Source organism: Nocardia higoensis NBRC 100133, assembly GCF_000308595.1.
GTDB lineage: Bacteria > Actinomycetota > Actinomycetes > Mycobacteriales > Mycobacteriaceae > Nocardia > Nocardia higoensis.
This window is the reverse complement of the sequence record NZ_BAGA01000006.1, coordinates 57,449-67,604: the sequence shown is the minus strand read 5'-3', so window position 1 is coordinate 67,604 and position 10,156 is coordinate 57,449. Positions and strand designations below refer to the sequence as shown.

The following is a 10,156-nucleotide window of genomic DNA, read 5'->3' as shown; positions in this document are numbered from 1 at the left end:
AGCGCCAAGGTCGTCGACGAAGACGCCAACCCCCTGACCCCCGACGCCACCGACGCCCACGGCTACCTCGTCCTCGACCAGCCCTGGCCATCGATGCTGCGCGGCATCTGGGGCGACATGGACCGCTACCGCGAAACCTACTGGGACCGCTACCGCACCCAAGGCTGGTACTTCGCCGGCGACGGCGCCCGCATCGACACCGACAACGCCCTCTGGGTCCTCGGCCGCGTCGACGACGTCATGAACATCTCCGGCCACCGCATCTCCACCGCCGAAGTCGAATCCGCGCTGGTCTCCCACCCGGCCGTGGCCGAGGCCGCGGTCGTCGGCGCGACCGACGCCACCACCGGTCAGGGCATCGTCGCGTTCACCATCCTGCGAACCGGCAACAACAGCACCGACCACGACACGCTCATCGCGGAACTGAAGAACACCGTGTCCAAGGAGATCTCGCCGATCGCCAAGCCGCGGGACATCTTCATCGTCTCCGAGTTGCCGAAGACCCGCAGCGGCAAGATCATGCGCCGCCTGCTGCGCGACGTCGCCGAGGGGCGGCCCCTGGGCGATACCAGCACGCTGGTCGACCCCACGGTCTTCGAGCAGATCCGCGCGGGCAACTCCTGACCGGCGCAGCGGAACGATCCGGCCCGTCACCCGACCGGATCCGAGTCCGGTAACCGGGTCGGAGCAGGACCTGAGGACGGCCGGCGGCGAATTCGCCGCCGGCCGTCCTCGATAGAATCGCCGCAGGTGTGCCGGGAAGTCTGGTCGGCGTGCGGTCGCGGGAGCCGAATGGAGAGGCGTCCCGCGGTCGCGCCCCAGTCGTGCCGACCGAGAGGTTCCCGTGATCACCAGTATGCGCTCGGAGCTGGCCCGCTATCTGCGCACCGAAACGGTCGGCGGCGCAATCCTGCTCGCCGCCGCGGCGATCGCGCTGGCCTGGGTGAACTCGCCTTGGTCCGAGGGCTATGCGCGGATGACCGAGACGGTCGTCGCGATCCACGCGCTGCATCTCGAGCTCACCCTGGCCGAGTGGGTGCAGGACGGCCTGCTCGCCATCTTCTTCTTCGTCGTCGGGCTGGAACTCAAACGCGAACTCGTGGTGGGTGAGCTGGCCGACCGCAAACGGGCCGCCTTGCCGATCATCGCGGCATTCGGCGGCGTCGTGACTCCCGCGCTCATCGCGCTGGCGATCGGCCACGGTGTACCGGGAATGGACAAGGGCTGGGCCATCCCGGTCGCCACCGACATCGCCTTCGCCCTCGCCGTGCTCGCCCTGACGGGTTCCCGGATTCCGGCCGGAGCCAGGGTTTTCCTGCTCGGACTGGCAGTGGTGGACGATCTGCTCGCCATCATCCTGATCGCGGTGCTCTTCACCGTCGGCATATCCCTGGCCTGGATGCTCGCCGCGGCCGCGTGCCTGGCGGGCTGGTGGCTGGCACAGCAGCGGCGGATCCGCACGCCCCTGGTGTATGTGCCGCTGGCGCTGACGACCTGGTACGCCCTGCACGAGGCGGGCGTGCACCCCACCCTGGCCGGTGTGGCGCTGGGCCTGCTGACCAGGGTGGGCGCCGATCCCGGTGAAGACCAGGCGCCCGCGACCCGGCTCGAGCATCTGCTCCAGCCGGTGTCGGCGGGGCTGTGCGTGCCGCTGTTCGCGCTGTTCGCCGCCGGTGTCCCGCTGAACGCGGGAGTCTTCGGAGATCTGGTCACCGAACGCCTGGCGCTGGCGATCCTCGTCGGGCTGCTGCTGGGCAAGATGCTCGGCGTGTTCGGATTCAGCTGGGCGGCAATCCGATTCGGGCTGGCCAGGCGGCCCGCCGGAGTGCGCTACCGGGATATGTTCGCGCTCTCGGTGCTCGCCGGGATCGGGTTCACCGTCAGCCTGCTGGTCGCCGAGCTCGCTTTGGGCGGACTCGACGACGGCGGCGCCTCGCTCGAATTGGCCAAGGCCGCAATCCTGATCGCCTCCTTGACGGCAGCGCTGCTCGGGTCGGCGCTACTGTTGCGGCGTGGGCGTGTCCACCGCGCCGGACCGGACACGCGGGAGCCGCGGCCGGACGAGTGCGACAACGGCGATCCGCCGCGAGGCGGTAGCCTCCGATAGCAATGTGCCGGGACAGGGAGAAGGGTCGACCAAGTGAGTTTCACCCAGGGCGGTAACGGGAACGACGCGCGCGGCGGGAGCACAGTGAGCTCGATTCCGTTGACGGATGCCAATCCGCCCGGTTCCGCGAGCATCGGCACCCTGGTCCGCGACGCCACCGAGCAGATGTCGACGCTGGTTCGCGCCGAAGTCGAACTCGCCAAGGCCGAGGTCACCGGCGAGATCAAGAAGGGCCTGCAGGGCAGCGTCTTCTTCCTGCTCGCGCTCACGGTGCTGCTGTTCAGCTCGTTTTTCTTCTTCTTCTTCCTCGCCGAGCTGCTCGATGTGTGGCTGGCCCGCTGGGCGGCGTTCTTGATCGTGTTCGCGCTGATGGTCCTGGGCACCGTGCTGCTGGCCTTCCTCGGCTGGCGTCGGGTGAAGAAGCTGCGCGCGCCGGAGAAGACGATCGATTCGCTCAAGCAGGCGCGCACCGTGCTGCCCTCCGGCTTCGGCCAGCAGGCGCACGGTGAGCACGTCGCGCTGACGCAGCGTACGAACTGAGCGTGTCCGCGAACCCGCCCGATCCGTCCACGGTCCGCTACGACGGCCCGTGGACGCACCGGGACGTGCACGCCAACGGCATCCGCTTCCACATCGTCGAAGGGGCGCCGGGATTCGCGGCCACCTCCCCGGAAGCGCCGCTGGTGCTGTTGCTGCACGGCTTCGCCGACTTCTGGTGGTCCTGGCGGCATCAGCTCACCGCACTGGCCGATCTCGGCTACCGTGCCGTCGCGGTGGATCTGCGTGGCTACGGCGACACGGACAAACCGCCACGAGGCTACGACGGCTGGACGCTGGCCGGTGATGTCGCCGGCCTGATCCGCGCGCTCGGGCACACCGACGCGGTGCTGGTCGGCCATGCCGAGGGCGGTCTGGTGTGCTGGGCGACGGCCGTGCTGCATCCCCGGCTGGTGCGTGCCATCGCGGTGGTCGCCTCCCCGCATCCGGCCGGGCTCAAGAGCGCGGTGCTGCGGGATCGCCGCCAGCGCCGGGCCTGGCTGCCCGCCTTCCTGCGCTGCCAGCCGCCGCGCTATCCCGAACACCGGCTCACCACCGCCGACGGCGCCGAAGTGGAACGGATACTGCGACAGCGGTCCGGGCCGCACTGGGCCGCGACCGAGGACTACGCCGAGACCGCCGAGCGGATGCGTTCGGCGATCCGGATTCCGGGCGCCGCGCACTGCGCGCTGGAGTACCAGCGGTGGGCCTTCCGTAGCCAGTGGCGTCCGGACGGCCGCCGGTTCATGGCGACCATGCGGGTGCCGATCGACGTGCCGGTGCTGTCGCTGCGCGGCGAGCACGACGAGTATCTGCTGCGCGCCACCTTCCATCGGGCGCGCCGGTGGGCTCCGCGCAGGCGGCTGGTCACAGTGCCCGACGCGGGGCACTACGCCCACCAGGAGAACCCGGACGTGGTGACCGCCGAACTGGCCAAGTTCCTGGCCTGACGGCCCGCACTCGGAAGCGACCCACGCGGCCGCCTCCGGGTGCGCGACTCAGCTCAGGACGCAGGCTCCGGTGTCGACCTCGTCCGACACGCCCGACGCCGCCTCGAGCTCGGCGCGTACCTCGTCCAGCGTCAGCACGTATCCGGTGTCGTCGTCGGTGACGGCCGCGCCGAACACCACGCCGAGCACCTGCCCCGCGGTGTCCACCAGCGGACCACCGGAGTTGCCCGCCCGCACCAGGCCGCGCACCGTGTACACCTCGCGTTCCACGGTCCCGTTGCGGTAGATCGTCGGACCGGTCAGGTCGAGCGTCTCCCGGATGCGCGCGGCGCTGGCCGTATAGGGCCCGCCGCCCGGATAGCCGAGCACGATCGCGCTGTCGCCGGTCTTCGCATCCTGCGGCGCCTGGGCGATGACCGGCGAGGTGAGGCCGCGCACCGCCAGCACGGCGACGTCCTTGGACGGGTCGAACAGCACCACCTCGGCGTCCAGCGGTCCGCGCGCGGTGTCGACGGTGACACTGGTCGTTCCGGCCACCACGTGCGCGTTGGTCATCACCCGCTCCGGCGCGATCACGAATCCCGAGCCCTCCAGCGCGCGCTGGCAGCTGGGCGCGACACCGCGGATGCGCAGCACACTCTGCTGCAGCGAGGCCGCGACCGGGCTGGCCAGCACGCTCGGATCGGGCGGTTCGACCGCCGTGATCGGGGCGCGGCCGAACGGGCCGATCACATCCGGCAGCCCGGAGGTGTTGAGCAGCCGGGAGAACTCGTTGGGCACCTTGCGCAACCAGTTCGGCGCCACGTCGTTGACATCGGCGAGCACCCGCGACCCGTTGATGGCCGTGGCGATCGCCGGCTGTGAAGAGGTGGCCAGCGGCAGCGCCAGCAGCCAGGCGGTGACCAGCACGGCGACTGCCTGCAGCGCCGCGCCGACCACGCTGTCCACGCTGCGGGTGAACGGATGGCGCATGCCGCTGCGGGCCGCGCGGCCGAGCACCATGCCCGCCACTTCACCGACGATCACCAGCACCACGATCAGCAGCACGCCGGTCAGCACCCGGGTGCGGCCCTCGTCGACGTGCACGAGGATGTGCGGGGCGATCAGGATGCCCGCGACCGCGCCGAGCACCACGCCGAGGAAGGCCAGCGCCGAAGCGACCGCGCCCTGCCGCCACCCGGAGGTCGCGGCGGCCAGCGCCAGGACGAGCACGACGACATCGAGCCAGATCGAGGAAGTCATAAGGTCATGCCCACCGCGGCCAGCGACGCCTGCAGGTCGCGCACATCGGCGGTGTCCCACTCGAGCTCCCAGCCCGCGCCGGTGATCAGCCCGGCCAGGATTCCGCCGGTCAGCCCCCAGACGAGCATCCCGTCGACCTGGAAGGCCGGACTCGAGTACCCGAGCGGGCTGCGGACCTGGAAGCGATTGGCCGGATCGAGCAGTTCGGCCATCGGCACGCGCACCACCCGTTCGGTCTCGCCGGGGTCGACCACGCCCACCTCGCTCGGCTCACGCCAATACGCCACCACCGGGGTCACGTCGAAGCGAGACGGCGGCACGAACAGTTTCGGCAGCAGGGCCAGCGGTTGCACGCCGGTGGGATCGAGGCCGGTCTCCTCGGTCGCCTCGCGCAACGCGGTGTGGACCGGACCCGCGTCCTCGGGGTCGGTGGCGCCGCCGGGAAAGGCCACCTGCCCGCGATGCTGGCGCATGGTGGCGGCGCGCTGGGTGAGCAGGATGTGCGCGTCGGCGGGCAGACCGCCCGGCGCGTTCGGATCGGGTTCGGCCGAGCCGTCGAAGAGCACGAGCACGGCGGCCTCGCGCGGGGGTGAGGTCAGCGTCATGGCCCGGCGCAGCATGCGGGACTTGGCGGAGGTGCTACCCCGCTCCATCGAGGCGGGCTCGGTGACGCGCCGCAGCCAGGTCGGGGTGTCCGCGGGGAGTTCGATGGTCATGCGGCCGCTCCCGTCACAGCGGAGCAACTCACGCGCAAGTGTCTGGTCACCGGATCACCGGCCCCGCTGAACGTGCGCACCACCACCTCCACAAACCATCTGTCCGCCCGCAACAGATGCTGCGAGATGCCCTACCGAAGTCTTCTCCGTTGCTCGACTTTCTCACGAAGCCGCCGATATCGCGCTCACATCCGCACCCCGAGGGCCCGTTCCACGGTGTTCGCGATGTCTTCCACGCCGGTGAATGTACGCACCACCACCTCGGCGACCGAGCCGTCGGCGCGCAGCAACACCGATATCGGCAGCACCGCGGGCGCGCCGACCGCGGTGCGTACCCGGGCGTCGGAGTCCAGCACGCCGGGCAGGTGCACGTCCAGTCCGGCGAGGCGGGACAACGCCTTCGCCTCCTCGGGGTCGCTGTGCACGGTGAGCACGGTGATCGCCGCGCCCGCCCGGTCGGCGAAGGCCTGCAGATGCGGCAGCTCCTGCGCGCACGGCCCGCACCAGTAGGCCCAGAGGTTGAGCAGCGCGGGTTTGCCGGACAGTGCGGCGGCCAGGTCGACGGGATCGCCGTCGGCGAGACAGCCCAGCGTCAGGCCGGCCAGCGGGCCCCCGCCGACGCCGCCGGGCGCGGGCCGCGGGCACGGCGCCAGCCCTGCCTCGTCGCGGAGCTGAGCGGAGACGGAGTCGCCGGATGGCACAGCCCGCTGGGATCGGTCCGGCTCGCTGTCGCGGGGCCACAACGCGACGGCCAACGCGACGACCGTGATGAGCGCCGCCAGCCCCAGCCGCGCGGCCACCGGCCACCGGCTCACAGTCCCGCCATTCGCAGCAGGTGCTCCCGCTCCGGTCCCTTGACCAGGGCGGCGGCCGCTTCCGGATCGGTCGGGCCGAGCCCGAAGGACGGGCAGTCGGCGGCCAGCACGCAGGCACCGCACGCGGGCTTGCGGGAGTGGCACACGCGGCGGCCGTGGAAGATCACCCGGTGCGAGAGCATGGTCCATTCCTTGCGCTCGACGAGTTCGCCGACGATGTGCTCGACCTTGACCGGATCCTCTTCGGTCGTCCACCCCCAGCGACGCACCAATCGGCCGAAATGGGTGTCGACGGTGATCCCGGGCACCCCGAAGGCGTTACCGAGGATCACATTGGCGGTTTTTCGCCCGATTCCGGGCAATTTCACCAATTCTTCGAGGGTGTGAGGCACTTCACCATCGAATTCCTCTGTCAATGCCTGCCCCAGCCCTATCAGCGAGCTGGTCTTGTTCCGGAAGAAACCGGTCGGCCGGATGAATTCCTCGAGTTCGGCTCGGTTCGCCTCGGCGTAGTCACGAGCGCTGCGATACCGGGCGAACAAGGCGGGTGTGGTCAGATTCACGCGCTCGTCGGTGCATTGCGCGGAAAGGATTGTCGCGACCGCCAATTCGAGCGGTGTGGTGAAGTCGAGTTCGCAGTGCGCGTCCGGGAAAGCTTCGGCCAGAACACGATTCATCCGGCGCGCCCGGCGCACCAGCCCCAGCCGCGTTTCCCCTTGTCGCGAGCGGGATCCGCGCTTGCGCGGCGCCGCGGGAGCCGACGATCCGGTTTCCCCGGCCGAGGGCGTGGCGCCCGGCGAACCGGCGGCCGGGGAGGCATTGGCGACGGTGGACGACGGGGAGACACGCACGGGTTCACCATACGGAATCGGGGTGACACAGATCCCTTCCGATCAGCCCACGTGTTCCATCCGAGACCTTCACCGTGTTTACTCCACGCTATGCAAGGACTCGCTGTGGTGCTCTTCCCGATGGCGTTGATGATCTTCGCCCTCGGTATGGAGCGGCTCGAGAATCGGCTCCGCAAACTTCTCGAACCGGACCCGGAGGTGCAGCAGTACCTGGACAAGGCAAGCAACGCCGAGGTCGACGAACTCACCGAGCTCGGTGTGCCCGCCGCCGTGGCCAAGATGCGCAAGCGCGGATCCGCGCGCGGCGACCTCGACGTCGCACGCGCCAGCTGAGGCCGCCTCCCGCGAGCCGAGGAGCGCCCGTTTTCGGCCCGGCCCGCCCGTTCCACGGAACGCACTTGTAACGTGGTGTCTGTCACTACCTCGGCGCACGGCCGCGTAGACTGCGCTTTCGGCCGATTCGCTTCGGTCCAGGACTAGAGCCATTTCCCAAAGGAGCACATTCGTGGACGAGGCCCTCGCCAGAGCAGGCATCTTCCAAGGCGTAGAGCCCACCGCGGTGGCGGCACTCGCCAAACAACTGCAGCCCGTGGACTTTCCGCGCGGTCACGTCATCTTCAACGAAGGTGAACCCGGCGACCGGTTGTACATCATCACCGCGGGCAAGGTGAAGATCGGCCGTCGTTCCCCGGACGGCCGGGAGAACCTGCTCACCATCATGGGCCCGTCGGACATGTTCGGCGAGCTGTCGATCTTCGACCCGGGCCCGCGTACCTCCACCGCGACCACGGTCACCGAGGTCCGCGCCGTCACCATGGACCGCGACGCGCTCAAGGCCTGGATCGATCAGCGCCCCGAGATCGCCGAGCAGTTGCTACGGGTGCTCGCCCGCCGTCTGCGGCGCACCAACAACAACCTCGCGGACCTGATCTTCACCGACGTGCCCGGCCGCGTGGCCAAGGCGCTGCTGCAGCTCGCGCAGCGCTTCGGCACCCAGGAAGCGGGCGCCCTTCGGGTCACCCACGACCTGACCCAGGAGGAGATCGCCCAGCTCGTCGGCGCCTCCCGCGAGACCGTGAACAAGGCGCTGGCCGACTTCGCGCACCGCGGCTGGCTGCGCCTCGAGGGCAAGAGCGTGCTCATCTCCGACTCCGAGCGCCTCGCCCGCCGCGCCCGCTGACCCGGGCAGGATTCTCGGCCGGACAGACGTCAAAGCCCGGCCGGCCCCGTCACAGCACGGGTCCGGCCGGGCTTTCGCGTATCCGCGCCGGGCGACCGGCTAACCGTGTGAGCGCAGGAAGTCCAGCTGCGCCTGCACCGAACTGCGCGCCGCGGGCCACAGCCGCTTGTCCACATCGGCGTACACCTTGCGGACCACCGACATCGCGCCCGCGTCCGCACCGAGCTCACGCAGGGCCGCGCGCACCTGGTCGAGCCGTTCGTGCCGATGCTTCACGTAGTAGCGCGCGATCGGCTCGAGATCGGCGTGGTCGGTGCCGTGTGCGGGCAGCAGCGCCCGACCCGCCCCGGCCTCGAGCAGCCGGTCCAGCGAGCCGAGGTAATCGGCCAGCGCGCCGGACCGCGATTCCAGCACCGTGGTGCCCGCGCCCAGGATGGTGTCGCCGGTCAGCACCGCGTCGTCGAGCACGAAACTCATCGAATCCGAGGTGTGCCCGGGGGTTGCCAGCGCGCGGATGCTCAGGCCCGCCGCCTCCAGCACCGCGCCGTCGGCCAGCGGGGCCTCCCAGTCGTTCAGGTATCCGGAATGCGCGGCGGCCACCGGGGTGCCGGTCAGCTCGACCAACCGATCGATGCCGCCGGTGTGGTCGTGATGGTGGTGGGTGATCAGCGTCAGCGCGATCTTGCCGTCGGTGGCCGCGGCGATCGCCTCGCTGTGCTGCTTGTCCTTCGGCCCCGGATCGACCACCACGTACTCCGACGCGCCCGGCGCGCGCAGCAGCCAGGTGTTCGTCCCGTCCAAGGTCATCTGTCCCGGGTTGTCCGCCAGCAGCACCGCTGCCGACGGCGTCACCTGGCGCACCTGTCCGTACGCGGGATGCGTCGCCGTCATCGCTCTCACCTCTGTTCCCATCCGTAGGCCGAGATCCACGCTAGCCCGGGATCCGTCCGCGTGGCGGGGCTCCGATCGCGCCCCGCCACCAGCGATCACACGGCTGACCGATCACACGATCGGCTCAGCCGCGGACCTCCACGATCAGCTCCACCTCGACCGGGGCGTTCTTCGGCAGCTCGGCCACGCCCACCGCGGAACGGGCATGCACGCCCGCCTCGCCGAACACCTCGCCGAGCAGCTCGGAGGCGCCGTTGATCACGATCGGCTGGTCGGTGTAACCGGGCGCGGACGCCACGAAGCCGACCACCTTCACGATCCGCACGACCTCGTCCAGCGAGATCAGATCGTGCACCGCGGCCAGCGCGTTCAGCGCGCACAGCCGGGCCGCCTCTTGCGCGGTCTCGGTGGAGACCTCGGCGCCTACCTTGCCGATCGCGGACAACTCGCCGTCCACGAACGGCAACTGACCCGAGGTGTAGACCAGCGAGCCGGTCCGCACCGCCGGAATGTAGGCCGCGACCGGCGCCGCCACCGCGGGCAGCCGCACGCCGAGCCGATCCAGGTTCTCCTGCCAGCTGGTCGCCGATTCCGCCATCGCCGTCACCTCCCCTTCCGCCTAGGCCTTCGGGCGCTTCAGGTACGCGACGTGCTGCTCACCGGTCGGGCCGGGCAGCACCGTCACCAGCTCCCACCCGTCGGCTCCCCACTGGTCGAGGATCTGCTTGGTGGCGTGCGTCAGCAAGGGCACGGTGGCGTATTCCCATGTCGTCATGGGCCGAGTGTATTGACCTCCGGCACGACCCCGGGGGCCGGGCGATTCCGCGCCGCCACAGCCGTCCTCACGCCACACGCTTCCCGCGAGTT

The 10,156-nt window shown here is 70.3% G+C and carries 13 protein-coding genes; 6 read left to right on the top strand and 7 right to left on the bottom strand.

Annotated elements, in window-relative coordinates; translation table 11 throughout:
- The 4 genes from ON26_RS01285 to ON26_RS01270 all read left to right on the top strand — a co-directional run.
- A partial coding sequence (locus ON26_RS01285; RefSeq protein ID WP_040794063.1) for an AMP-binding enzyme occupies positions 1-624 on the top strand: 624 nt, incomplete at its 5' end.
- A gap of 220 nt (positions 625-844) precedes the next feature.
- A complete protein-coding gene (nhaA, locus tag ON26_RS01280; protein WP_040794062.1) occupies positions 845-2,107 on the top strand; it encodes a Na+/H+ antiporter NhaA in 1,263 nt (420 codons plus the stop codon).
- A 33-nt stretch (positions 2,108-2,140) separates the two neighbouring features.
- On the top strand, positions 2,141-2,647 hold the full coding sequence (locus ON26_RS01275; protein WP_040794061.1) for a phage holin family protein: 507 nt from the start codon (positions 2,141-2,143) through the stop codon (positions 2,645-2,647).
- Positions 2,644-3,594, top strand: coding sequence for an alpha/beta fold hydrolase (locus ON26_RS01270; protein ID WP_085998927.1), 951 nt, complete (start codon positions 2,644-2,646; stop codon positions 3,592-3,594). The genes ON26_RS01275 and ON26_RS01270 overlap by 4 nt, the downstream gene beginning before the upstream one ends.
- 48 nt (positions 3,595-3,642) lie before the next feature.
- Here the strand turns inward: ON26_RS01270 and ON26_RS01265 are convergent, their stop codons facing one another.
- The 4 genes from ON26_RS01265 to nth all read right to left on the bottom strand — a co-directional run bounded on the left by ON26_RS01265 (position 3,643) and on the right by nth (position 7,044).
- Positions 3,643-4,836 (bottom strand): MarP family serine protease, encoded by a 1,194-nt coding sequence (locus tag ON26_RS01265; RefSeq protein ID WP_040794059.1) that lies wholly within the window; start codon positions 4,834-4,836, stop codon positions 3,643-3,645.
- Positions 4,833-5,552: an NUDIX hydrolase gene (locus ON26_RS01260; protein WP_040794058.1), complete on the bottom strand. Its 720-nt coding sequence runs from the start codon at positions 5,550-5,552 to the stop codon at positions 4,833-4,835. Before ON26_RS01260 ends, ON26_RS01265 begins: the two co-directional genes overlap by 4 nt.
- A 185-nt stretch (positions 5,553-5,737) precedes the next feature.
- Positions 5,738-6,367 (bottom strand): TlpA family protein disulfide reductase, encoded by a 630-nt coding sequence (locus ON26_RS01255; protein WP_051026477.1) that lies wholly within the window; start codon positions 6,365-6,367, stop codon positions 5,738-5,740.
- Positions 6,364-7,044, bottom strand: a complete 681-nt coding sequence (gene nth, locus ON26_RS01250) for an endonuclease III (protein WP_083883646.1) — start codon at positions 7,042-7,044, stop codon at positions 6,364-6,366. Before nth ends, ON26_RS01255 begins: the two co-directional genes overlap by 4 nt.
- A 279-nt stretch (positions 7,045-7,323) precedes the next feature.
- Here nth and ON26_RS01245 point away from each other — a divergent pair, with 279 nt between their 5' ends.
- A complete protein-coding gene (locus tag ON26_RS01245; protein ID WP_083883645.1) occupies positions 7,324-7,551 on the top strand; it encodes a hypothetical protein in 228 nt (75 codons plus the stop codon).
- 172 nt (positions 7,552-7,723) lie between these two features.
- Complete coding sequence (locus ON26_RS01240; RefSeq protein WP_040794055.1) at positions 7,724-8,398, top strand: Crp/Fnr family transcriptional regulator; 675 nt, start codon at positions 7,724-7,726, stop codon at positions 8,396-8,398.
- Positions 8,399-8,497: 99 nt separating this feature from the next.
- Here the strand turns inward: ON26_RS01240 and ON26_RS01235 are convergent, their stop codons facing one another.
- The 3 genes from ON26_RS01235 to sp36 all read right to left on the bottom strand — a co-directional run bounded on the left by ON26_RS01235 (position 8,498) and on the right by sp36 (position 10,064).
- The gene (locus tag ON26_RS01235; RefSeq protein ID WP_040794054.1) at positions 8,498-9,289 is read right to left on the bottom strand and encodes an MBL fold metallo-hydrolase; all 792 of its coding nucleotides are present in this window, start codon (positions 9,287-9,289) and stop codon (positions 8,498-8,500) included.
- Between the two features lie 124 nt (positions 9,290-9,413).
- Positions 9,414-9,887 (bottom strand): RidA family protein, encoded by a 474-nt coding sequence (locus ON26_RS01230; protein WP_040794053.1) that lies wholly within the window; start codon positions 9,885-9,887, stop codon positions 9,414-9,416.
- Positions 9,888-9,908: 21 nt separating this feature from the next.
- Entirely contained in the window at positions 9,909-10,064 is a 156-nt protein-coding gene (gene sp36 / locus ON26_RS32830; RefSeq protein ID WP_085998926.1) for a Sp36 family protein, read from the bottom strand.
- Between the last annotated feature and the right edge of the window lie 92 nt (positions 10,065-10,156).

What these genes read in the sequence shown, in the direction of transcription:
- ON26_RS01265 (WP_040794059.1), bottom strand. Translation starts at nt 4,836, where the DNA reads ATGACTTCCTCGATCTGGCTCGATGTCGTCGTGCTCGTCCTGGCGCTG.
- ON26_RS01235 (WP_040794054.1), bottom strand. Translation starts at nt 9,289, where the DNA reads ATGACGGCGACGCATCCCGCGTACGGACAGGTGCGCCAGGTGACGCCG.
- ON26_RS01260 (WP_040794058.1), bottom strand. Translation starts at nt 5,552, where the DNA reads ATGACCATCGAACTCCCCGCGGACACCCCGACCTGGCTGCGGCGCGTC.
- nth (WP_083883646.1), bottom strand. Translation starts at nt 7,044, where the DNA reads ATGAATCGTGTTCTGGCCGAAGCTTTCCCGGACGCGCACTGCGAACTC.
- ON26_RS01230 (WP_040794053.1), bottom strand. Translation starts at nt 9,887, where the DNA reads ATGGCGGAATCGGCGACCAGCTGGCAGGAGAACCTGGATCGGCTCGGC.
- sp36 (WP_085998926.1), bottom strand. Translation starts at nt 10,064, where the DNA reads ATGACGACATGGGAATACGCCACCGTGCCCTTGCTGACGCACGCCACC.